The sequence below is a fragment of the Streptomyces sp. NPDC051172 genome (genome assembly GCF_040682555.1).
GTDB lineage: Bacteria > Actinomycetota > Actinomycetes > Streptomycetales > Streptomycetaceae > Streptomyces.
In genome coordinates this window covers 80,115-102,268 of record NZ_JBFBBE010000023.1, presented here as the reverse complement: position 1 = coordinate 102,268, position 22,154 = coordinate 80,115, and the positions used below count along the sequence as shown (strand labels likewise).

Here is a 22,154-nt window from a genome sequence, read left to right as displayed (position 1 = left end):
GGGGCCGGCCGGGAGGGCAGGGGGAGAGGTGGTTCAGCCGTTGCGGGGGCCGGGGAAGGCTGTGGGCCTCGCCTCGTCGCGGAGGGACGGGCTGCCGGCCGTCGGCTGGGTCGGCATGGAGCGCGCGGCGGGGACCGTCGGCACCGTCGGGATGCCGGTGCTCACACTGACCGTCCGGGAGCCCGCCGGTTCGGTGCTCCGCTCGGTCTCGGCGGCCGCCTGGGCCGCGGCGCGACGGGCACCGTAACGGCGGTGCACCGCCTGCTTGGTGACCCCGAGTGCGGAACCCACCGCGTCCCACGAGAAGCCGAGGGAGCGGTCGAAATCGACCGCGGCCGTGACCAGGGTCTCGACACTGTCCCGCAGCTCCTGCGCGAGACGGACTGTCGGGGCGGGAGCGCGCCCGTACACGACGAAGCCCGTGGAGGGGCCGGAGCGGCGCGGGCGGTAGACATTCCCCAACTGCGCGGTGAGCGTGCGCAGTGCGTCCACCTGCCGGCGGACCCGCTCGATGTCCCGCACCAGCAAGTGCAGGCTGGCCCGAGCCTGGGCGTCGTGGGTTGCGTGGTCGGCCATGAACAAGCCTCTCGAACCGGCGTTGAAAAGGATCCGGGCCGCGCGATTGCGGCCCGTTGTGGTCAACTCTTTCTTGACCAACGTGTTTTTGCTTCGGGGGTCACGGTCTGGGGGCGTAGGGGCATATGCGTACGCCCCCCGTGGCGCAGGTTTGCGCCGAGGGGTACGTCCGGCGGCCGCTCTGCGGGTGCAGTGGCAGAGCGTTGCGGGCGCAGGCGTGGAGCTTTCCGTGCGTGGTCATAGACTTGTGCGTTGCCACAACAGCCCCCGTCCGAGAGGCCCCGCTCACCCATGAAGCTCGTCTTCGCCGGTACCCCCGAGGTCGCCGTTCCCGCTCTGGACGCTCTCATCGCCTCCGGGCGGCACGAGGTGGCCGCCGTCGTCACACGGCCCGACGCGCCGGCCGGGCGGGGGCGCAGGCTGGTCGCCTCGCCCGTGGCGCAGCGGGCGCAGGAGGCCGGGATCGAGGTGCTGAGGCCGCTCAAGCCGCGGGACCCGGAGTTCCTCGAGCGGCTGCGGGAGATCGGGCCCGACTGCTGTCCCGTCGTCGCCTACGGGGCGCTGCTGCCGCGCGTCGCGCTCGACGTCCCCGCCCACGGCTGGGTCAACCTGCACTTCTCGCTGCTGCCCGCCTGGCGGGGCGCGGCGCCGGTGCAGCACTCCATCATGGCGGGCGACGAGATCACGGGTGCGTCCACCTTCCTCATCGAGGAGGGGCTCGACTCCGGGCCCGTCTACGGCACCGTGACGGAGGAGATCCGGCGCACCGACACCAGCGGCGACCTGCTGACCCGGCTCGCCTTCGCCGGTGCCGGGCTGCTCGCCGCGACCATGGACGGCATCGAGGACGGCACGCTGAAGGCCGTACCGCAGCCGAACGAGGGCATCACCCTCGCCCCGAAGATCACCGTCGAGGACGCCCAGGTCGACTGGGCCGCCCCGGCGCTGCGCGTCGACCGGGTGGTGCGCGGCTGCACGCCTGCGCCCGGCGCCTGGACCACCTTCCGCGGCGAGCGGCTCAAACTCATCCAGGTCGCGCCTGCCCCGGACCGGACCGACCTCGCACCGGCGCAGCCGGCCGTGGGCAAGAACAGCGTCCACGTCGGCACCGGTTCGCACGCCGTGGAGCTGCTGTGGGTGCAGGCCCAGGGCAAGAAGCCGATGCGGGCGGCGGACTGGGCGCGCGGGGTGCGGATCGCGGACGGGGAGACGCTCGGCGGGTAGCGGGCCGGCGAGCGGGACGTACCCTTGGTGCGTATCCACATCAGACATCCGGAGCACCTTTTTCGTGAGCGACACCTCCCGTGGGCCCCGCAAGCCCGGCAAGCCCTACCGTCGGCCCAAGAAGGACCCCGTCCGCATCCTCGCCTTCGAGGCGCTGAGGGCCGTGGACGAGCGGGACGCGTACGCCAACCTCGTGCTGCCGCCGCTCCTGCGCAAGGCGCGGGAGAAGGAGGGGCCCGACAAGTTCGACGGCCGGGACGCGGCGCTGGCGACCGAGCTGGTGTACGGGACGCTGCGGCGGCAGGGCACGTACGACGCCGTCATCTCCGCCTGTGTGGACCGGCCGTTGCGCGAGGTCGACCCGCCGGTGCTGGATGTGCTGAGTCTCGGTGTGCACCAGTTGCTCGGGACGCGGATCCCGACCCATGCCGCCGTGTCCGCCTCCGTGGAGCTGGCCCGGGTCGTGCTCGGTGACGGGCGGGCCAAGTTCGTCAACGCCGTGCTGCGCAAGGTCGCGCAGGACGACCTGGACACCTGGATCGAGCGCGTCGCACCGCCCTACGACGAGGACCCCGAGGACCACCTGGCCGTCGTGCACTCGCATCCGCGCTGGGTCGTCTCCGCGCTGTGGGACTCCCTCGGCGGCGGCCGGGCCGGCATCGAGCGGCTGCTGGAGGCGGACAACGAGCGGCCCGAGGTGACCCTGGTCGCGCGCCCCGGGCGGGCCACGGCCGAGGAGCTGCTCCGGGAGGAGGCCGCCGTGGCGGGGCGTTGGTCACCGTATGCCGTGCGGCTCGCCGAAGGCGGTGAACCCGGCGCGATCGAGGCCGTACGGGACGGCCGCGCGGGCGTACAGGACGAAGGCAGCCAGCTCGTGGCGCTGGCGCTGGCCAACGCTCCGCTGGACGGGCCGGACGAGAAGTGGCTCGACGGATGTGCCGGGCCCGGCGGCAAAGCGGCGCTGCTCGGTGCGCTGGCCGCCGAGCGAGGGGCGACCCTGCTCGCCTCCGAGAAGCAGCCGCACCGGGCCGGGCTGGTGGCCAAGGCCCTGCGCGGCAACCCGGGGCCGTACCAGGTCATCGCCGCGGACGGCACCCGTCCGCCGTGGCGGCCCGGCTCCTTCGACCGCGTCCTGATGGACGTGCCCTGCACCGGGCTCGGCGCGCTGCGCCGGCGGCCCGAGGCGCGCTGGCGGCGCCGTCCCGAGGACCTGGAAGGTTTCGGGCCGCTGCAGCGCGCCCTGCTGCGCACCGCGCTGGATGCCGTACGGGTCGGCGGCGTCGTCGGCTACGCCACCTGCTCGCCGCACCTCGCCGAGACCAGGGCCGTCGTCGACGACCTGCTCAAGCAGCACCCCGAGGCCGAGCTGATCGACGCGCGGCCCCTGCTGCCGGGCGTACCGGACCTCGGTGACGGCCCCGACGTACAGCTGTGGCCGCATCTGCACGGAACCGACGCCATGTATCTGGCGCTCATCCGGAGAACCGGCTGACTTCGGCGCCGTCCTCATCGTCGTATGAACGTCTCAGGTGCGGACCGGCGCGAACAAACGTGCCCGGACATGGCAGGCTTGGGTCATGGCCGTGCAGATCAACCCCAGCATCCTGTCCGCCGACTTCGCCCGCCTCGCGGACGAGGCGAAGGCGGTCGAAGGAGCCGACTGGCTCCACGTCGACGTCATGGACAACCATTTCGTCCCGAACCTCACGCTCGGAGTGCCGGTCGTAGAGTCCCTGGCCCGTGCGACGGACACCCCGCTGGACTGCCATCTGATGATCGAGGCCCCCGATCGCTGGGCCCCGCAGTACGTCGAAGCGGGGGCCTCCTCCGTCACCTTCCACGTCGAGGCGGCCGCCGCGCCGGTCCGGCTCGCCCGGGAGATCCGGGCCAAGGGCGCCCGCGCCTCCATGGCCCTGAAGCCCGCCACGCCCATCGAGCCGTACGAGGATCTGCTCCCCGAGCTCGACATGCTGCTGGTCATGACGGTTGAGCCGGGATTCGGCGGGCAGGCGTTCCTCGACATCATGCTTCCCAAGATCCGCCGCACCCGCGAGCTGATCAGCAAGCACGGTCTCGAACTGTGGCTCCAGGTGGACGGCGGAGTCTCCGCCGCCACCATCGAGCGCTGCGCCGAGGCCGGCGCGGACGTCTTCGTCGCGGGTTCGGCGGTGTACGGCGCCGAGGACCCGGCGCACGCGGTACGTGCACTGCGCACCCAGGCGGAGACGGTGACCGCCAAGGCGAGCTGGGCGTGCGACCACTGAACCAAGACAACGTGAACGGCGCCCATCAGGGCGGATCAAGTGCGCCGAATCTGCAAGGATGAACGGCGAATCCAGAGTGTGAACAGCAGTGAGGAGATCGCCGTGTCGGGTATGTCGGCGGGCCGGTCAGCAGTGCGGATGGGACCCGCTGAGCTGGTGCAGGCGGCGGCCATGGCCCGCCGCTTCTACCTCGAGGGCAAGTCCAAGATCCAGATCGCGGAGGAGTTCGGCGTCAGCCGCTTCAAGGTGGCCCGGGTCCTGGAGACCGCTCTCGAACGGGATCTCGTACGCATCGAGATCCGCGTCCCGGCCGAGCTGGACGCCGAGCGCTCGGACGCGCTCCGTGCCCGCTACGGCCTCAGGCACGCCGTCGTGGTGGAGTCCCCGGCCGAGGCCGAGGAGACGCCCGATCCGGAGAACCTCGGTGAGGTGGCCGCCGACCTGCTCGGCGAACTCGTCAACGAGGGCGATGTGCTGGGCCTTGCCTGGGGCCGCTCCACCATCCACATGGCCGCGGCCCTGGACCGGCTGCCGCCGTGCACGGTGGTGCAGCTGACGGGCGTGTACGACGCCGGGACCGCCGAGCGCGGCTCCGTGGAGGCCGTGCGCCGCGCCGCCCAGGTCTCCGGCGGCGACGCCCACCCCATCTACGCGCCGATGCTGCTGCCGGACGCGGCGACCGCGGCCGCGCTGCGCCACCAGACCGGGATCGCCCGGGCCTTCGAGTACTTCGACAAGGTCACGGTCGCGTGCGTCTCCATCGGCTCCTGGGAGCCCGGTATCTCGACGGTGCACGACATGCTGAGCGACGAGGAGCGCGCGCACTACGCCTCGCTCGGCGTCGCAGCCGAAATGTCCGCGCACCTCTTCGACGGCCAGGGCCGCCGGGTCGGCCGGGACCTCGGCGAGCGGTGCATCACCGTCAAGGCCGACCAGCTCCGCCGTATCCCCGAGGTCGTCGCGATCGCGGGCGGGGCGCGCAAGGCGTCCGCCATCGACGCGGTGCTGCGCTCCGGGCTCGTCACCAGCCTGGTGACGGACACCTCGGCGGCGGACGTCCTGATGACGGCAGGTCCGACGCCGAAACCGGCGCTCAACAGGGCCGACCCGGACGGGATCTGACAGGTGGTCAGGAAAATCGCCAAGACCCGATCAGGGCGGTGCTGAGATGGCGGAACTCGTGGTCGCGCTGGACCTCGACGGGGTCACGGACAAGGCGGGCCTGATGGACCGCTGCGTGGACGCCCTCCAGCTGCCCGGTTGGTTCGGCCGCAACTGGGACGCGCTCGTCGACAGCCTCAGCGACATCTCTGTCTGGCCCGAGGAAGCAGTGGACGGGCTGCTCGTGGTCGTACGGAACTGGCAGCCGTACGCGAAGGTGCGCCCCGAGGAGTGGGAGATCGCGCGAGAGGTGTTCTCCGCGGCCATGGACCGGATGCCGGCGCTCACCGTGGCCCTCGCCCTTGGAGGAACCTCCTAAGGGCCCTCTGACCAGGCTGGATGATCTGCCCGTGCACCGCATTCCGGTCGACATGGGACAATGAAGTACGTGCTCTTCCCCCTGGCTGACCTGCCCGGGGGCCACCTCTGATCGACTGGGATGTGCAGCACGTGCGTTTCCTCAACGACATCCAGCCCGCGTACGACCTGACGTACGACGACGTCTTCATGGTCCCGAGCCGCAGTGCGGTCGGCTCGCGGCAGGGTGTGGACCTCAGCTCCCCGGACGGCACGGGCACCACGATCCCGCTGGTCGTCGCCAACATGACCGCCATCGCCGGCCGCCGCATGGCCGAGACGATGGCCCGGCGCGGCGGCCTCGTCGTCATCCCCCAGGACATTCCGATCGAGGTCGTCACCGAGGTCGTCTCCTGGGTGAAGAGCCGCCACCACGTCCTGGACACCCCGATCGTGCTGGCCCCGCACCAGACCGTCGCCGACGCGCTGGCCCTGCTGCCCAAGCGTGCGCACAACGCCGGAGTCGTCGTCGACGAGGACGGCCGGCCGGTCGGCGTCGTCACCGACCAGGACCTGACCGGCGTGGACCGCTTCACACAGCTCGAGGTCGTCATGTCTCGGGATCTGCTGCTCCTGGACGCGGACATCGACCCGCGTGAGGCGTTCAACCGGCTCGACCACGCCAACCGCCGCTACGCGCCCGCCGTCGACAAGGACGGCAGGCTCGCCGGCATCCTCACCCGCAAGGGCGCCCTGCGCGCCACGCTGTACACGCCCGCCACCGACGCGCAGGGCAGGCTGCGCATCGCCGCCGCCGTCGGCATCAACGGCGATGTCGCGGGCAAGGCCAAGCAACTGCTGGACGCGGGCGTGGACACGCTCGTCATCGACACGGCGCACGGCCACCAGGAGTCGATGATCAGCGCCATCAAGGTGGTGCGCGCCCTCGACCCGCAGGTTCCGATCGTCGCCGGCAACATCGTCGCCGCCGAGGGCGTGCGCGACCTGATCGAGGCGGGCGCCGACATCATCAAGGTCGGTGTCGGCCCCGGCGCGATGTGCACCACCCGCATGATGACCGGCGTCGGCCGGCCGCAGTTCTCCGCGGTCCTGGAGTGCGCGGCCGAGGCGAGGAAGTACGGCAGGCACGTGTGGGCCGACGGCGGTGTCCGGCACCCGCGCGACGTGGCCATGGCCCTGGCGGCCGGTGCGTCGAACGTGATGATCGGCTCGTGGTTCGCGGGCACCTACGAGTCCCCGGGCGACCTGCAGCAGGACGCGAACGGCCGCCTCTACAAGGAGTCGTTCGGCATGGCCTCCGCGCGCGCGGTCCGCAACCGAACGTCGGAGGAGTCGGCGTACGACCGCGCCCGCAAGGCGCTGTTCGAGGAGGGCATCTCCACCTCGCGCATGTTCCTCGACCCGGGGCGTCCCGGCGTGGAGGACCTGATCGACTCGATCATCGCGGGCGTCCGCTCCTCCTGCACCTACGCCGGTGCGAACTCCCTGCAGGAGTTCGCCGAGAAGGCGGTGGTCGGCATCCAGAGCGCGGCCGGCTACGCGGAGGGCAAGCCGCTGCACGCCAGCTGGATCTGAGCCAAGTCCCTTGCCGACGGCCCCCGTTGAAAATCGGGGGCCGTCGGCGTGTCCGGCCTCTACCGTCGGGTGCATGGAGATCACCGTCTGCCGGGCCGCCGATGTGGCGCTGCTCGACCAGTACATCCCTTCGCCCGGCGCCACCTCGTTCCACGCCCGGCGCTTCGCCCGCCAGGAGGCGGGGGACTGCACGTATCTGCTCGCCTGGCTGGAGGGCCGGCCCGTGGGGCACACGGAGATGCGCTGGATCGGCTGCGAGGCGCCCGAAGTCGCCGTGGACTGCCCCGAGATCGGCGGTCTGGGCGTCTGGCCCGAGCACCTCCGCTCGCGCGGGATCGGCACCCAACTGATCCGAGCGGCCGAGGAGTTGGCCCGGGACCGGTCCCTGCCGCTCATCGGCATCGGTGTCGGCAGGGACAACCCGCGCGCGGCGGCGTTGTACGCGCGGCTCGGGTATCGCCCGGTGACGGACTACCTGGACCGCTATACGTACATCGACGTGGACGGTGCCGAGCGCGAGTGCATCGACGCCTGCACCTTCCTGGTGAAGGAGCTGCACTGAGCATCCTCGCGCAACGCTCGGCAGTCCCTGTGCAACGAACGCCCGCCGGGATGCGATGAACGCAACGAACTTGCACGTATGCGCAAGGTTGCTGCATTTCGCCTGCGAAGGCCTGCCCCGTAGGGTCATGCCCTGTACGTGGCGTGGCAGGGACCCCGCTCGGTGGGTTCCTGCTCGCGCAGGGATGCCGCCGGTCCCCGCCGCCCTGACCGCAGTGACGAAGGAGTCAGCGCGTGCTCGATCAAGGCGCACCACCGCAGGACCGCACCATGAACGCCCCACCTTCCCTGGGCGTCGGCGCGCGCCTCATGCGCCGCAAGCCCGTGGAACGCCTGGTCGCGGAGGGCGGCCAGGGTGAGGGAGGGGCCCTGCGCCGCTCCCTCGGGCTGTGGCAGCTCACCATGATCAGCATCGGCGCCACCCTCGGCACCGGCATCTTCGTGGTTCTCGGCGAGGCCGTGCCCAAGGCCGGTCCTGCCGTCACCCTGTCCTTCGTGATCGCCGGTCTGACCGCGCTCTTCTCGGCCCTCTCGTACGCCGAGCTGGCGGGCACCATCCCGGTCGCCGGGTCCTCGTACTCGTATGCATACGCAACCATGGGCGAGCTGATCGCCTGGATCTGCGGCTGGTGTCTGGTCCTGGAGTACGGCGTCTCGGTCGCCGCCGTGGCCGTCGGCTGGGGCGAGTACCTCAACGAACTGCTGGACGGGACCATAGGCGTCACCATCCCGGACGCCCTGTCCGCCCCGCCCGGCGACGGCGGCATCTTCAACCTGCCCGCACTGATCGTGGTGCTCCTGGCCATGGCCTTCCTGCTGGGCGGCGCGCGGGAGTCCGCCCGCGCCAACACGATCATGGTCTGTGTGAAGATCGCCGCGCTGGTGCTGTTCTGCGCCATCGGCATCCAGGGCTTCAGGTCCGGGAACTACGCGCACTTCATGCCGCTCGGCATGGCGGGCGTGAGCGCTGCCGGTGCCACGCTCTTCTTCTCCTACATCGGCTTCGACGCCGCCTCCACCGCAGGTGAAGAGGCCAAGAACGCCCAGCGTGACCTGCCGCGGGCCATCATGCTGTCGCTCGTGATCGTCACCGCGCTGTACGTGCTCGTCGCCGCCGTCGCCGTCGGCGCCAAGCCCTGGCGGCGGTTCAACGACTCGGAGGCCGGGCTCGCCCAGATCATGCGCGACGTCACCGGCCAGTCCTTCTGGGGCACCCTGCTCGCCGCCTGCGCCGTCATCGCCATCGCGAGCGTCGTGCTGACCGTGCTCTACGGCCAGACCCGCATCCTCTTCGCGATGTCCCGGGACGGGCTCGTCCCCAAGGTGTTCGGCAAGGTCCACCCGAAGACCGGCGCGCCCCGCGCGGGCACGGTCATCGTCTCCCTGTTCTGCGGAGTCCTCGCCGCCGCGATCCCGCTCGGCCAGCTCGCCGACGCCACCAGCATCGGCACCCTCTTCGCCTTCGCCCTGGTCAACGTCGCCGTCGTGGTGCTGCGCCGGACCCGACCGAACATGCCCCGCACCTTCCGGGTGCCGCTCTCCCCGGTCCTGCCCGCCGTGGGCTTCGCGTTCTGCATCTGGATGATGGGCAGCCTGTCCGGCGTCACCTGGGTGGTCTTCGGGGGCTGGATGGCGGTCGGGCTCGTGTTCTACTTCGGGTACGGCTATCGCCGCTCCCGTCTTGCCACGCGAGCAGAACTCGCAACTCCAGAAGTTCTCGCGACTCCAGAGAAGTGAACCACCAGCAGTGCTGAACGATCTCGACGAACGCATCGTGCACGCCCTCGCCGAGGACGCCCGCCGCTCCTACGCGGACATCGGGCAGCTCGTCGGCCTGTCCGCACCCGCCGTGAAGCGGCGCGTGGACCGGCTGCGCGCCACCGGAGCCATCACCGGCTTCACCGTACGGGTGGACCCGGGGGCGCTCGGCTGGGAGACCGAGGGGTTCGTCGAGATCTACTGCCGCCACAACACCTCGCCGGAGGTCATCCGGCGGGGTCTTGAGCCCTACCAGGAGGTCGTGGCCGCCTCCACGGTCACCGGCGACGCGGACGCGATCGTGCAGGTCTTCGCCTCCGACATGCGCCACTTCGAACGGGTCCTGGAGCGCATCGCCGGGGAGCCGTTCGTCGAACGCACCAAGTCCGTGCTGGTGCTGTCCCCGCTGCTGCGCCGCTTCTCGTCGGGGTCGCCGACATAATCGCCGGACGGGGATCGCCGCACGCGCCTACCATCGGTGCCATGACCTGGCGACATTGATCCACCAGCCGTGCCTCCCGAGGGCCGCCTCGGACGCCGTACCTCCGGCATCCGATCCGTCCCTGCGGGAAGGCCTCATGACACTCTCACCTGCGCGCGTCCCCGTCACCGCCGGCGTCCGCCGGCTCACGGCCACGCTGTACGGCTACGCGTTCCTCGACGACTTCGTCCTGCTCTACCCGGTGTACGCGCTCCTCTTCAGCGACACCGGTCTGTCCGTCTGGCAGATCTCCTCCCTCTTCGCCCTCTGGTCGATCACGGGTGTCGTTCTGGAGTTGCCCTCCGGCGCCTGGGCCGACGCCGTCTCCCGGCGGCTGCTGCTCCGGCTCGGCCCGCTGCTCACCGCGGCCGGCTTCACCCTGTGGGTGCTCACCCCGTCGTACTGGGCCTTCGCCCTGGGCTTCGTCCTGTGGGGCGCCCGCGGAGCACTCGGCTCCGGCGCGCTGGAGGCGCTGGTGTACGAGGAACTGGAACGGCTCGGTGAGGCCGACCGGTACGCCAGGATCATGGGCCGGGCACGGGCCGCCGGACATGTCGCGATCATGGCGGCCATGGCGCTCGCCGGACCCGTCTTCGCCTGGGGCGGTTACTCCGCCGTCGGAGCCGCGAGCGTGCTGGCCTGTCTGGCGAGCGCCGCGACGGCGACCCGCTTCCCGGAGAACCGGGCGGCGCCGAAGGCCGATGCGGAGGACTGGTCCACCACCCTGCGGGAGGGGCTCACCGCGGTCCGCCGCGACCGGTCGCTGCGCGGCGCGCTGCTGCTCGTCCCGGCGGTGGGGGCCGTGTGGGAGGCGCTCGACGAGTACACGCCACTGCTGGTGCGGGACAGCGGCGTGGCCGAGACGACGGTCCCCTATCTCCTGCTGCTGATCTGGGCGGGAGCGACCGCCGGAGGCCTGCTGGCCGGGCCCTGGGAACGCATGGGTACGGCAGGCCTGGCGGCGGTCCTCGCGGTGGCCGCCCTCGCCATGGCCGTGGGCGCCGCGGCCCGTACCCCGGGCGCCCTCGTCCTGCTCGCCTTCGCCTTCGGCGGCTTCCAGCTGGCGACCGTACTGGCCGACGTCCGCCTCCAGCAGCGCATCGACGACACCCGCCGGGCCACCCTGACCTCGGTCGCGGGCCTGGGCAGCGACCTGGCCACGGTCGCGGCGTACGGCGTCTACGCGGCGATCGAGACAAGAGCGGCGCACAGCACCGCGTTCGCGCTGTTCGCGGTGCCTTATCTGTTGACGGCGATGCTGCTGGTGCTCAAGTGGCCATTGCGGTCCCGGCGGAGCTTCCCGTAGGTTGTGCGGCGTCGTTACCGACGGGTAGCACTGGCGAGTAACTCCGGGGAGTGAGTATGCGCCGGCTCATCGGCCGTCCCAGTACGGTACGCGCCCGGATCGTCGCGCTCGCGCTCGCGCCCGTGCTGGCGCTGCTGGTGCTGTGGAGCTTCGCCATGGTGTCCGTCACCGGGGAGCTGCGCGCGCTCGTCCGGGTGCAGGGGGTCTACGAGGAGTTCGGCACCCCCGTCGACACGGCGATCGGGCAGATCCAGATCGAACGGCGGCTGTCCGCCGCGTACTTGGGCACGGACAGCCGTACGCCGCCCGTCGCCGGCCTGCTGGAGCAGCAGCGCCGTACCGACCGGGCCATGGACGCCATGCGTGACGCGATCCGGTCCGGGGACCGCGGCCGGCTCTCCGCCCGGCAGCGCCAGGCGCTGGACGCCATGGTCACGACCGCCGGCAGGCTGGAGGGGCTGCGGGAGCGGGTGCTGTCCCGGGACGTCTCCTGGGACCGGGCGGTGAGCGAGTACAGCGCGTTGGTGGAACCCGGCTTCGACGTCGAGTCGACGCTCACCGCCCTGCAGGCCGGGCAGCTCGCGCGGGAGGCCCAGGTCGTCGTCGAGCTGGTCCGGGTACGGGAGTTCGTCTCGCGGGAGGACGCCCTGGTTGCCGGAGCGCGGGCGGCCGGGACACTGACCGACCGGCAGTACGACACGCTCACGGCGACCGTCGAGGACCGACGGGTGTTCGAGCGGACGTATGTGCCGGACCTGCCGGGGGACTCGCGGGCGCTGTTCGAGGAGTTCCAGCGCGGGCAGCTGCACCGGAAGCTGGTGACGAGCGAGGACGCGCTGCTGCGGGCCGGAGCGGCGGGCGCGGGGAACGCCGTCGCGGTCGACTCCTGGCGCTCCACCACCGACCGGGCGGTCAAGCAGTACATGCGGCTGTGCACCCGCTCCGCCATGAACTCCGCCGGGCGCGGGAGGGAGTTCGCCTACCGGGAGCTGGCCAGGGCCGCCGCGGTCGGAGTGGTCGGACTGGCTGCCGTAGGGCTGTCGCTGTGGTTCGCGGTGCGGGGCGCGCGGCGGATCTCGCGGCGGCTCGAGACGCTGCGGGATGCCGCCGATCTCCTGGCCACCAGCCAACTGCCCGACGTCATGGCCAGGTTGAGTGCGGGCCAGGACGTGGACGCGGTCACCGAGGCGCCGCCGCTCGCGGACGGGGAGGCGGCCTCGGACGAGATCGGCGACGTGGGGCGGTCCTTCAACGCCGCGCGCCTCGCGGCCGTCGAGGCGGCCGTGCAGCAGGCGAACCTGCGCCGTGGGCTCTCCGCGGTACTGCTCAACATCGCCCGCCGCAACCAGTCGCTCGTGCACCGGCAGCTGAAGCTGGTCGACACGCTGGAGCGGCGCACGGACGACCCGGACGTGCTGGAACAGCTCTTCCGCATCGACCATCTCACCACCCGGATGCGGCGCCACGCCGAGAACCTGATCGTCCTGTCCGGCTCGGCGCCCGGCCGCAGATGGCGGCGCCCGGTGCCCGTCGCCGACGTCGTCGCCTCCGCGGTCGGTGAGATCGAGGCGTACGCCCGCGTCGAGGTGCCGCCGATGCCCCCGGCGGGTGTCGCGGCGGACGCCGTCGCCGACGTCGTCCATCTGATCGCCGAGCTCGTCGAGAACGCCACGGTGTTCTCGCCGCCGGACACCCGCGTGACCATGCGCAGCGCACGGGCCGACGGCGGCTTCGTCCTGCAGATCGACGACCGGGGGCTCGGGTTCGACGCCGGGCAGCTGGCGGAGGCGGAGCGGACGATCAGGAATCCCGGCGGCTTCGATCCGACCCGGCACGACAGGCTCGGGCTGTACGTCGTGGGGCGCCTCGCCGCCAGGCACGGGATCGAGGTGGCGTTCGGCCCGTCGCCGTACGGCGGGACGACGGCGGTGGTGACCCTGCCGGAGGGCGTGCTGGCGGAGGAGGGCGTGGCGGCGCGGGCGTCCCTGCCGTGAGTGACGAGCACTGGTACGAGGACGAGACCGGGGCGATGGTGCGGCCGTACACCGTCACGAGGGGGCGGACCCGGCCCTCCGGCGGGCCGCGCATCGATCTGATGGCGCGGGTCACTGCCGTGGGCGGGGAGGCGGGGGCAGGGGTCGACCATGCCGGGGCCGCACTGCTTGCGCTGGTCCGGGGTCGGTCCCGGCCGGTGGTCGAGCTGGCCGCGGATGCGGATCTGCCGCTGACGGTGCTGCGGGTGTTGCTGGGGGATCTGGCCGAGGCCGGGCTGGTGCGGGTCGATGCGCCGCGGCGCGTGGATGTGGGCGGGGCCGCGGATGATCCCGCATTGCTGCGGGAGATCATTGAGCGGTTGCGTGAGCTTTAGCTCCGCGGAGTGTGTCGTTGTTCGTCTGCGGCGTCGTCGTGGCTTCTCGCGCCCCGCGGCGGAGCCGCTGATGTCACAGCCCCGCGCCCCTATAAGGGCGCCGCAGGACCCGGTGGCTGAAGAGCGCAACGAATCGCCGTCGGACGCGCCCCGTACGCAACGAAACGCTCACCGGCGCGCAACGGGTTCTTCTTGCTGGGCCCAGCCCTGCGACCGTACCGTCTAAAGGGCCCCCGAACCCCTCCGTATCGCTGAGGAACACGCATGCGTACCGCCCTGCTCCAGAGCTCCGGTCGTCCCGGGTCCGTTGCCGAGAACCTCAAGGTGCTCGACGCGGCTGCCCGGCGGGCCGCTGCCGCGGGTGCCCTGCTGCTGGCCGCGCCGGAGATGTTCCTGACCGGGTACGCGATCGGCGACGACATCGGCCGCCTCGCCGAGCCGGCCGACGGTGAGTCCGCGGACGCGATCGCCGACATCGCCGGGCGGCACGGGCTCGCGATCGCGTACGGGTACCCGGAGCGGGACGGCGCGACCGTCTTCAACTCCGCACAGCTGATCTCCGCCGAGGGCATCCGCCTCGCGAACTACCGCAAGACCCACCTCTTCGGCTGCTTCGAGCGCGACCACTTCACGCCGGGCGAGCAGCCGGTCGTCCAGGCCGAGCTCGGCGGGCTCACCGTCGGCCTCATGATCTGCTACGACGTCGAGTTCCCGGAGAACGTCCGGGCCCACGCCCTGGCCGGCACCGACCTCCTCGTCGTGCCGACGGCGCAGATGCACCCGTTCCAGTTCGTCGCCGAGTCGATGATCCCGGTCCGGGCCTGGGAGAACCAGCTGTACGTCGCATACGTCAACCGGGTCGGTCAGGAAGGGGAGTTCGACTTCGTCGGGCTCTCCGCGCTGGCCGGTCCCGACGGGGTCGCCCGCGCCCGCGCCGGACGCGGCGAGGAGCTGGTGTTCGCCGACGCCGACCCCGCCTTCCTCGCCGCCTCCCGTGAGGCGAACCCGTACCTGGAGGACCGCCGGCCCGGCCTCTACGGGTCCCTCGTCTGATCCCCTCATCCCGTACTCGTACTTTCCGTGCAAGGAGTCCGTACCCCATGACGTCCACCGTGCCCAACGCCGTCGAGCACGCAGACGAGCAGCAGCTGCCGCCGATCACCATGTTCGGCCCGGACTTCCCGTACGCGTACGACGACTTCCTCGCCCACCCCGCGGGCCTCGGCCAGATACCGGCCACCGAGCACGGCGCCGAGGTCGCGGTCATCGGCGGCGGACTGTCCGGCATCGTCGCCGCCTACGAGCTGATGAAGATGGGCCTCAAGCCGGTCGTGTACGAGGCCGACCGGATCGGCGGGCGCCTGCGGACCGTCGGGTTCGAGGGCTGCGATCCGTCCCTCACCGCCGAGATGGGCGCGATGCGCTTCCCGCCGTCCTCGACGGCCCTGCAGCACTACATCGACCTGGTGGGGCTCGAGACCCGGCCCTTCCCCAACCCTCTTGCGGAGACCACCCCGTCGACGGTCGTCGACCTCAAGGGAGAGTCGCACTACGCCGAGACGGTCGACGACCTGCCGCAGGTCTACCGCGATGTCGCCGAGGCGTGGAACAAGTGCCTCGAAGAGGGCGCGGACTTCTCCGACATGAACCGCGCCCTGCGCGAGCGTGACGTGCCGCGCATCCGCGAGATCTGGGCCGAGCTGGTCCAGAAGCTCGACAACCAGACCTTCTACGGCTTCCTCTGCGACTCCGAGGCCTTCAAGTCCTTCCGCCACCGCGAGATCTTCGGCCAGGTCGGCTTCGGGACGGGCGGCTGGGACACCGACTTCCCCAACTCCATCCTGGAGATCCTGCGGGTCGTCTACACCGAGGCCGACGACCACCACCGCGGCATCGTCGGCGGCAGCCAGCAGCTCCCGCTGCGGCTCTGGGAGCGCGAGCCCGAGAAGATCGTCCACTGGCCGTACGGGACGTCCCTGAAATCCCTGCACGTGGACGGCGAGCCCCGCCCGGCCGTGACCCGGCTGCACCGCACGGCGGGCAACCGGATCACCGTGACCGACGCGAACGGTGACATCCGCACCTACCGGGCGGCGATCTTCACCGCCCAGTCCTGGATGCTGCTGTCGAAGATCGCCTGCGACGACTCGCTCTTCCCGATCGACCACTGGACGGCCATCGAGCGCACCCACTACATGGAGTCCAGCAAGCTCTTCGTGCCCGTCGACCGTCCGTTCTGGCTCGACAAGGACGAGGAGACCGGCCGGGACGTCATGTCGATGACGCTCACCGACCGCATGACCCGCGGCACCTACCTGCTGGACGACGGCCCGGACAGGCCCGCCGTCATCTGCCTCTCCTACACCTGGTGCGACGACAGCCTGAAGTGGCTGCCGCTGTCGGCGAACGAGCGGATGGAGGTCATGCTGAAGTCGCTCGGCGAGATCTACCCGAAGGTCGACATCAGGAAGCACATCATCGGGAACCCGGTGACGGTGTCCTGGGAGAACGAGCCGTACTTCATGGGCGCGTTCAAGGCCAACCTGCCCGGCCACTACCGCTACCAGCGGCGCCTGTTCACGCACTTCATGCAGGACCGGCTGCCCGAGGACAAGCGGGGCATCTTCCTCGCCGGCGACGACATCTCCTGGACGGCCGGCTGGGCCGAGGGCGCGATCCAGACCGCGCTGAACGCGGTCTGGGGCGTCATGCACCACTTCGGCGGCGAGACCGACGCGACCAACCCGGGGCCGGGCGACGTGTACGACGAGATCGCGCCGGTCGAGCTGCCGGAGGACTAGCCGGCTAGAGACCGGCGGCGCGCACGGACTCGTAGAGCTCGGCGGCCACGTCCTTCAGCTCCTGGGCGTCCCGGGTGCCGCCCTGGAGTTCGAAGAAGAACTCGTCGAGGCCGCTTTCGGCATGGGCGGCGAGATCCTCGACGATCTGGGCGACGCTGCCCTGGAACGGGGAGCGGTCGGAACCGTCGTACGCCTTGGGCGTGTACCCGGCGTTCACCCGTACCACCGTCTCGATCGGCGCGGTGCGGCCGCGCTCGGCCGCCAGGTCCTGCAACTGGCGCCGCTGCGCGGCCAGTTGCTCGGCCCCCATGGCGATCGGCATCCAGCCGTCGGCGCGGTCCACGAGCCGGGTCATCGCCTTCCTGCTGTTGGTGGGCAGCAGGATCGGGACGGGACGGGCGGGCTTGGGGCCGACCACGGCCGAGGCGATCTTGGTGATCCGGCCCTCGTACGTCACCGGGTCCGGGCCCCAGACCGCCCGGCAGACGTCGATGATCTCGTCCAGGACCCGGCCCCGCTCCTCGAAGGGTGCCACGCCCGCGGCCGCGTACTCGTCGAGCGACCAGCCGGTGCCGAGGCCCGCCAGTACCCGGCCGCCGCTCGCCGCATCCAGCGTGGCGAGCGACTTGGCCAGCTGGAAGGGGTTGTGCAGCGGGGCCACCAGGATGCTCGTGCCGAGCCGGGCCCGGTCGGTCGCCGCGGCGGCGAGGGTCAGCGTCACCAGGGGGTCCGGCACGCTCCGGTACGTGTCGGGCCACGGCAGGCCCTCGACGCCGTACAGACCCTGGGTCGCGGGTTCGGGGAAGAGGGCACGCTCATAGACCCACAGGCTCTGGTAGCCGATCTGTTCGGCGGTGCGTGCCACGTCGGGCACATCACGTCCGATGTCGTACTGCCGCGCCTGAGGAAGGCTCAGTCCCAGCCGAATGGCCATGCGTCCGCTCCTTTGCGTCCGGTTCAACAGTCAACTTAACTCGGGAGCGGCGTGAGCAGCATGCGTCCCGCGAAGCCGACCGCCGCGTCGAGGCGCTCGGTGAACTCGGCGGCGACCTCGGGCAGTCCGCGCAGGGCCCACAGCGCCCGCGCCGCGGTCCAGGTGGCGTCCCGGGCTCGCTCCAGGCTCCAGGCGCCGAGCAGATGGGTGAGCGGGTCGGCGATCTGGAGGAGGTCGGGGCCCGGCATCAGATCTTCGCGGATGCGCTCCTCCAGCGAGACGAGGAGGTCGCCCACGCGGTCGAACTCGTCCTCCAGCTCGGCCGGTTCGCAGTCCAACGTACGGCAGCTGTCCACGACGGCCAGCGCCAGGTCGTGCCCGATGTGCGCATTGATGCCCGCCAGCGCGAACTGCAACGGTCGTACTCCGGGATGGCGGCGCAGCTGGAACAGGGGCCGCCAGCAGGCCGGCTGGTGCCGCTCGGCGGTGACCGCGTCGACGGCGGCGAGATAGCGCTCGGCGAACCGTACGTCCAGCGTTGTCACAGCCCGCGCGTCCGCGAACCGATGGGCCTCGATGCTGCGGTCGACGGCCTCGGTGACGGCGAGGTAGACGCGGTTGAAGACCGCGACACCGTCCCGTTCGGGCAGGGTCGCGTCGAGGGCGCGCATGCGGGAGACGACTGCGTCTACAGAAGTGGTGAACTGTTCCAATTGCGCCATGAGGGAAGGGTCCCAGTCCTAGGCTGACGGGGGTGTCGGCGGGCCCGGCGCTTCCCCAGAACGGGGGAACGGAGTGGGGGGAGCAGCACGGTGTCAGGCTTACGCGCGCAGCGGCTGGCCGCACGCAGGGCCGAGCGCAGACGGGCCAAACGGCGCGGCGCCATGGCCGCGGCGGCCTGGGTCGTGGTCGCCGTCGGCACCGCGACCGGCATGATGTCGGCGCTCGACGACGGACGCGGCGCGCAGCAGGCGAAGCCCGAGGTGACCAGTTCGCCGCAGCTCGAGCAGTTGCCGGTGGTGCCCTCCGCGTCGGCCACGACCACCAAGTCCGCGTCCCCGACGCCGAGTTCATCCCCGAAGGTCGCTCCGTCGCCGACCAGGACCGAGCAGAAGCGGCAGCCCGCCGCGCTGTCAGCCCTCCTCTACCGGCACTCCGACTCGCAGGTGCTCGACTGGGTCCGCACCCATCCGGACGACCCGCGCACACCGGTCATAGAGTCCCGTATAGCCGATCAGCCGGCCGCCGTGTGGTTCGCCGACTACACGCCGGCGACCATCACCTCCCGGGTGCGCGCGGTCACCTCGGACGCCGCGGCGCAGGACCGGGTGCCCGTGGTCGTTCCGTACGCGATACCCGGCCGCGACTGCGGGGGCGCCTCCAAGGGCGGGGCGCCCGACCTCGCCGCGTACGACGCCTGGATCGACAGCTTCGCGGCGGGGCTCGGCTCCGGCGAGGCCGTCGTCGTCCTGGAGCCCGACTCCATAGCCCAGTCCGGCTGCCTCTCCGACCGCGCCCGCGCGGACCGCTTCGCCTCGCTGGCCCGCGCGGGCCGCGTCCTGAAGGCCGCGGACCCGAAGGCGCGGGTCTACTACGACGCCGGGCACTCCGGCTGGAACCCGGCCGCGCAGCAGGCGGCGCTGCTGAAGGAGGCGGGCGCCGCCTCGGCCGCCTCCTCCGACGGGGTCTTCAGCAACGTCTCCAACTTCCAGACGACGCCCGACGAGATCGCCTACGACCGCCAGGTCCTCGCCGCCCTCGGCGGCCCCGCGGGCCTGGGCGCCGTCATCGACACCAGCCGCAACGGCAACGGCGCCCCAGCCGACGGCGAGTGGTGCGACCCGGCGGGCCGCAGGATCGGCCGGGCGCCCACCCTCAGCACCGGCGAGGCACGCATCGACGCCTATCTGTGGGTGAAGCTGCCGGGGGAGTCGGACGGCTGCAAGGGGGCCCCGGGCACGTTCAGCCCGTCGTACGCCTACGACTTGGCCTCGTCGTAGGAGGACGTGCCCTCGTCCAGCAGCGGCTGCCCGGTCTTGAGATGCGCGGGTGCGAAGGCACGCAGGGCGTGGTAGCCGGTGATGACGACCAGGGTGCCGAGGGCGATGCCGCTGAGGGAGAAGTGGTCGGTGAACTTCAGCGTCACATTGCCGACGCCGATGATGATGCCCGCTGCGGCCGGCACCAGGTTCAGCGGATTGCGCAGGTCGACCCGGGCGTTGGTCCAGATCTGCGCGCCGAGCAGGCCGATCATGCCGTAGAGGATGACGGTGATGCCGCCGAGGACGCCGCCCGGGATCGCGGCCACGACCGCGCCGAACTTCGGGCAGAGGCCGAAGAGGAGGGCGAAGCCGGCGGCGGCCCAGTACGCGGCGGTCGAGTACACGCGGGTCGCGGCCATCACGCCGATGTTCTCGGAGTACGTGGTGTTGGGCGGGCCGCCGACCGAGGTGGACAGCACGGAGCCGATGCCGTCGGCCGCGATCGCCGTGCCCAGCCTGTCGTCCAGGGAGTCGCCGGTCATTTCGCCGACCGCCTTGACGTGCCCGGCGTTCTCCGCGACCAGGGCGATCACGACCGGGAGTGCGACGAGGATCGCCGACCACTGGAACGACGGGCCGTGGAAGGACGGCAGGCCGATCCAGTCCGCCTTGCCGACGCCGGAGAGGTCGAGCCGCCAGTGGTCGGTGAGCTTGCCGCTCGCACCGACCGAGTGGATCTTCCCGAAGATCCGGTCGAAGGCCCAGGAGATGCCGTAGCCGAAGACCAGGCCGAGGAAGATCGCGATCCGGGACCAGAATCCGCGCAGGCAGACGACGGCCAGAGCGGTGAACAGCATGACCAGCAGGGCCGTCCACTGGTCCTGCGGCCAGTAGGTGGAGGCCGTGACCGGCGCGAGGTTGAAGCCGATCAGCATCACGACCGCGCCGGTGACGATCGGCGGCATCGCGGCATGGATGATCCGTGCCCCGAAGCGCTGCACGGCGAGTCCGACGAGGAACAGCGCGACGCCGACGACCAGGACCGCGCCGGTCACCGTGGCGCTCGTACCGCCCTGGGCGCGGATCACGGCGGCCACCCCCACGAACGACAGTGAGCAGCCCAGATAGCTGGGCACCCGGCCGCGGGTCGCCAGCAGGAAGATCACGGTCGCGACGCCCGACATCATGATCGCGAGGTTGGGGTCCAGACCCATCAGGACCGGCGCGACGAAGGACGCTCCGAACATGGCCACCACGTGCTGGGCGCCGAGGCCGGCCGTGCGGGGCCAGGAGAGCCGTTCGTCGGGGCGTACCACCGCTCCGGGTGCGGGCGTCCGCCCGTCTCCGTGCAGTTTCCAGCGCACGCCGAGATCCATGGTGGGGTTTCTCTTTCTCTGTGCATGAAGGCGGTCCGGACCATCGTCACGGCCGGTCGTCGCCTCTACGCTCTCACGGTCCTACTCATGAACTGCGTTCACATTCCTGACCATTCGTTCGATGGATCGGAGTGCTCGATGAGTGGAAGATCCCGTGCCGCCGTCCTGCTGGCCGCGGCGGTGACCCTCGCAGCCGTCCTCGTCCCCTCCGCGCACGCGGCACCCGCGGCTCCCGACACCGCCGTCCTCGACGGCGTCCGGCTGCAGCGGACCAAGCTCCGCCTGGATCAAGGCGATGCACCACTCAAGCTTGCCCTGCGAGAGTTGACGGCTCGCGCCGACAACTGGCTGAGCCAGGGCCCCTGGACGGTCGTCGACAAGCCCAGACCGGCGCCCGGCGGCGACCTGCACGACTATCTGAGCCAGGCACCCTACTGGTGGCCCACCCAGGCCCCGACGGCCGAAAACCCCTGGGGCTGCCCGTATGTCCAGCGGGACGGGCAGCGCAACCCGGAGGTCGACTCCGGCACCGACCGCCAGGACGTCGAGAAGGTCTTCGACTCGACCTACGACCTGTCCCTGGCCTGGTACTACACCGGCAAGCGGGCCTACGCCGAAAAGGCGGCCCAGGTCCTGCGCACGTGGTTCCTCGCCCCGGCCACCCGCATGAACCCCAACCTCGACCACGCCCAGTTCATCCCCTGCAAGTACGACGGCCGGGCCATCGGCATCATCGACTTCTCGCAGTCGTACACCAGCGTCGTCGACGCCCTCGCGATCCTCGCCACCGGCGCCCCCGGCTGGACGAAGACCGACCGGACGGGGATGGGGAAGTGGAACGCCGACTTCCTCGACTGGCTGAAGAACAGCACCTTCGGCAAGGAGGAGGGCGCGGCGGCCAACAACCACGGCACCTTCTACGACATGCAGCTCGCCGCCCTCGCCTACGCGACCGGCGACCGGGCGCTGGCCCGGCGAACCGTTCTCGACGCGCGCACGAAGCGCATCGACCCGCAGATCGCCGCCGACGGCAGCCAGCCCCAGGAGCTCGCCCGGACACGGAGCTGGCACTACTCGGCCTTCGACCTGGTCGCGTACAGCAGGCTCGCGGCGATCGGCAGGCACGTCGGCGTGAACCTGTGGACCTATCAAGGCCCGGACGGGCAGGGGCTGTTCAAGGCCGTCGACTACCTCCTGCCCACCGCGACCGGCTCCACCGCATGGCCGCACCCGGAACTGGAGTTCCACCGCTATGCGGCGAGCGACGTCGTGCACGCGGCGGCGGACGCGGGCGACAAGGCGGCGCAGCAGGCCGTCCCCAAGCTGGAGGCGCAGCCCGGCGGCGACCTCTGGGCGCTGCGCCCGGCAGCCGAGCAGCTGGACTCGATAGCGGGCTGACCAGGGCCTTTCCGGCGGCCCTCCCGACCGAGGCTCCTGAGCGTCCGCTTAGGATGGAGTGTCCCCACCGC

At 71.4% G+C, this 22,154-nt stretch carries 20 protein-coding genes; 16 read left to right on the top strand and 4 right to left on the bottom strand.

All coding sequences use genetic code 11. The annotated features are described in order from the left end of the window. Positions 1–33: 33 nt before the first annotated feature. Positions 34–576, bottom strand: a complete 543-nt coding sequence (locus tag AB0N07_RS16825; protein WP_365835562.1) for a hypothetical protein — start codon at positions 574–576, stop codon at positions 34–36. A gap of 291 nt (positions 577–867) precedes the next feature. Here AB0N07_RS16825 and fmt point away from each other — a divergent pair, with 291 nt between their 5' ends. From fmt to AB0N07_RS16755, 14 genes are all read left to right on the top strand, one after another. After that, a complete protein-coding gene (fmt, locus tag AB0N07_RS16820) occupies positions 868–1,800 on the top strand; it encodes a methionyl-tRNA formyltransferase (RefSeq protein WP_365835560.1) in 933 nt (310 codons plus the stop codon). 64 nt (positions 1,801–1,864) lie between these two features. Next, positions 1,865–3,292, top strand: a complete 1,428-nt coding sequence (locus tag AB0N07_RS16815) for a transcription antitermination factor NusB (protein WP_365835558.1) — start codon at positions 1,865–1,867, stop codon at positions 3,290–3,292. A gap of 85 nt (positions 3,293–3,377) precedes the next feature. Then, complete coding sequence (gene rpe / locus AB0N07_RS16810; protein WP_365835556.1) at positions 3,378–4,064, top strand: ribulose-phosphate 3-epimerase; 687 nt, start codon at positions 3,378–3,380, stop codon at positions 4,062–4,064. Between the two features lie 78 nt (positions 4,065–4,142). After that, entirely contained in the window at positions 4,143–5,186 is a 1,044-nt protein-coding gene (locus AB0N07_RS16805; protein ID WP_365835554.1) for a sugar-binding domain-containing protein, read from the top strand. 46 nt (positions 5,187–5,232) lie between these two features. Continuing rightward, positions 5,233–5,544 (top strand): barstar family protein, encoded by a 312-nt coding sequence (locus AB0N07_RS16800; protein WP_365835552.1) that lies wholly within the window; start codon positions 5,233–5,235, stop codon positions 5,542–5,544. A gap of 131 nt (positions 5,545–5,675) precedes the next feature. Beyond that, positions 5,676–7,118, top strand: coding sequence for a GuaB1 family IMP dehydrogenase-related protein (locus tag AB0N07_RS16795; RefSeq protein ID WP_365835550.1), 1,443 nt, complete (start codon positions 5,676–5,678; stop codon positions 7,116–7,118). 73 nt (positions 7,119–7,191) lie between these two features. Next, positions 7,192–7,680, top strand: a complete 489-nt coding sequence (locus AB0N07_RS16790; protein WP_365835548.1) for a GNAT family N-acetyltransferase — start codon at positions 7,192–7,194, stop codon at positions 7,678–7,680. A 233-nt stretch (positions 7,681–7,913) separates the two neighbouring features. After that, the gene (locus AB0N07_RS16785) at positions 7,914–9,416 is read left to right on the top strand and encodes an amino acid permease (protein ID WP_365835546.1); all 1,503 of its coding nucleotides are present in this window, start codon (positions 7,914–7,916) and stop codon (positions 9,414–9,416) included. A gap of 10 nt (positions 9,417–9,426) precedes the next feature. Beyond that, on the top strand, positions 9,427–9,879 hold the full coding sequence (locus AB0N07_RS16780; protein WP_365835544.1) for an Lrp/AsnC family transcriptional regulator: 453 nt from the start codon (positions 9,427–9,429) through the stop codon (positions 9,877–9,879). Between the two features lie 136 nt (positions 9,880–10,015). Then, complete coding sequence (locus AB0N07_RS16775; RefSeq protein ID WP_365835542.1) at positions 10,016–11,224, top strand: MFS transporter; 1,209 nt, start codon at positions 10,016–10,018, stop codon at positions 11,222–11,224. Positions 11,225–11,280: 56 nt separating this feature from the next. Further along, a complete protein-coding gene (locus tag AB0N07_RS16770) occupies positions 11,281–13,218 on the top strand; it encodes an ATP-binding protein (protein ID WP_365835540.1) in 1,938 nt (645 codons plus the stop codon). Continuing rightward, the gene (locus AB0N07_RS16765) at positions 13,215–13,592 is read left to right on the top strand and encodes a DUF742 domain-containing protein (protein ID WP_365835538.1); all 378 of its coding nucleotides are present in this window, start codon (positions 13,215–13,217) and stop codon (positions 13,590–13,592) included. The genes AB0N07_RS16770 and AB0N07_RS16765 overlap by 4 nt, the downstream gene beginning before the upstream one ends. Positions 13,593–13,856: 264 nt before the next feature. Beyond that, positions 13,857–14,645, top strand: a complete 789-nt coding sequence (locus AB0N07_RS16760) for a carbon-nitrogen hydrolase family protein (RefSeq protein ID WP_365835536.1) — start codon at positions 13,857–13,859, stop codon at positions 14,643–14,645. 47 nt (positions 14,646–14,692) lie between these two features. Next, on the top strand, positions 14,693–16,393 hold the full coding sequence (locus tag AB0N07_RS16755; RefSeq protein ID WP_365835534.1) for an NAD(P)/FAD-dependent oxidoreductase: 1,701 nt from the start codon (positions 14,693–14,695) through the stop codon (positions 16,391–16,393). Between the two features lie 4 nt (positions 16,394–16,397). Here AB0N07_RS16755 and AB0N07_RS16750 read toward each other — a convergent pair whose 3' ends face one another. Both AB0N07_RS16750 and AB0N07_RS16745 read right to left on the bottom strand, forming a co-directional pair. Continuing rightward, entirely contained in the window at positions 16,398–17,327 is a 930-nt protein-coding gene (locus AB0N07_RS16750; RefSeq protein ID WP_365835532.1) for an LLM class F420-dependent oxidoreductase, read from the bottom strand. Positions 17,328–17,362: 35 nt separating this feature from the next. Next, on the bottom strand, positions 17,363–18,049 hold the full coding sequence (locus AB0N07_RS16745) for a DUF5995 family protein (RefSeq protein ID WP_365835530.1): 687 nt from the start codon (positions 18,047–18,049) through the stop codon (positions 17,363–17,365). Positions 18,050–18,211: 162 nt separating this feature from the next. Between AB0N07_RS16745 and AB0N07_RS16740 the strand changes: the two genes are divergently transcribed. Next, positions 18,212–19,327 carry a glycoside hydrolase family 6 protein gene (locus AB0N07_RS16740; protein WP_365835590.1) on the top strand — a complete coding sequence of 372 codons (1,116 nt, stop codon included), beginning with the start codon at positions 18,212–18,214 and terminating at the stop codon, positions 19,325–19,327. Here the strand turns inward: AB0N07_RS16740 and AB0N07_RS16735 are convergent. Next, positions 19,306–20,685: a solute carrier family 23 protein gene (locus tag AB0N07_RS16735; RefSeq protein ID WP_365835528.1), complete on the bottom strand. Its 1,380-nt coding sequence runs from the start codon at positions 20,683–20,685 to the stop codon at positions 19,306–19,308. The genes AB0N07_RS16740 and AB0N07_RS16735 overlap by 22 nt on opposite strands. Positions 20,686–20,823: 138 nt before the next feature. Between AB0N07_RS16735 and AB0N07_RS16730 the strand changes: the two genes are divergently transcribed. After that, positions 20,824–22,083, top strand: a complete 1,260-nt coding sequence (locus AB0N07_RS16730) for an alginate lyase family protein (protein WP_365835526.1) — start codon at positions 20,824–20,826, stop codon at positions 22,081–22,083. The last annotated feature ends 71 nt before the right edge of the window (positions 22,084–22,154 follow it).

Excerpts from the sequence above, each read along its gene's own strand:
- rpe (WP_365835556.1), top strand. The coding sequence starts at position 3,378 with ATGGCCGTGCAGATCAACCCCAGCATCCTGTCCGCCGACTTCGCCCGC.
- AB0N07_RS16735 (WP_365835528.1), bottom strand. The coding sequence starts at position 20,685 with ATGGATCTCGGCGTGCGCTGGAAACTGCACGGAGACGGGCGGACGCCC.
- AB0N07_RS16760 (WP_365835536.1), top strand. The coding sequence starts at position 13,857 with ATGCGTACCGCCCTGCTCCAGAGCTCCGGTCGTCCCGGGTCCGTTGCC.
- AB0N07_RS16745 (WP_365835530.1), bottom strand. The coding sequence starts at position 18,049 with ATGGCGCAATTGGAACAGTTCACCACTTCTGTAGACGCAGTCGTCTCC.
- AB0N07_RS16800 (WP_365835552.1), top strand. The coding sequence starts at position 5,233 with ATGGCGGAACTCGTGGTCGCGCTGGACCTCGACGGGGTCACGGACAAG.
- AB0N07_RS16825 (WP_365835562.1), bottom strand. The coding sequence starts at position 576 with ATGGCCGACCACGCAACCCACGACGCCCAGGCTCGGGCCAGCCTGCAC.
- AB0N07_RS16790 (WP_365835548.1), top strand. The coding sequence starts at position 7,192 with ATGGAGATCACCGTCTGCCGGGCCGCCGATGTGGCGCTGCTCGACCAG.
- AB0N07_RS16740 (WP_365835590.1), top strand. The coding sequence starts at position 18,212 with ATGGCCGCGGCGGCCTGGGTCGTGGTCGCCGTCGGCACCGCGACCGGC.
- AB0N07_RS16730 (WP_365835526.1), top strand. The coding sequence starts at position 20,824 with ATGAGTGGAAGATCCCGTGCCGCCGTCCTGCTGGCCGCGGCGGTGACC.
- AB0N07_RS16775 (WP_365835542.1), top strand. The coding sequence starts at position 10,016 with ATGACACTCTCACCTGCGCGCGTCCCCGTCACCGCCGGCGTCCGCCGG.
- AB0N07_RS16770 (WP_365835540.1), top strand. The coding sequence starts at position 11,281 with ATGCGCCGGCTCATCGGCCGTCCCAGTACGGTACGCGCCCGGATCGTC.
- fmt (WP_365835560.1), top strand. The coding sequence starts at position 868 with ATGAAGCTCGTCTTCGCCGGTACCCCCGAGGTCGCCGTTCCCGCTCTG.
- AB0N07_RS16750 (WP_365835532.1), bottom strand. The coding sequence starts at position 17,327 with ATGGCCATTCGGCTGGGACTGAGCCTTCCTCAGGCGCGGCAGTACGAC.
- AB0N07_RS16755 (WP_365835534.1), top strand. The coding sequence starts at position 14,693 with ATGACGTCCACCGTGCCCAACGCCGTCGAGCACGCAGACGAGCAGCAG.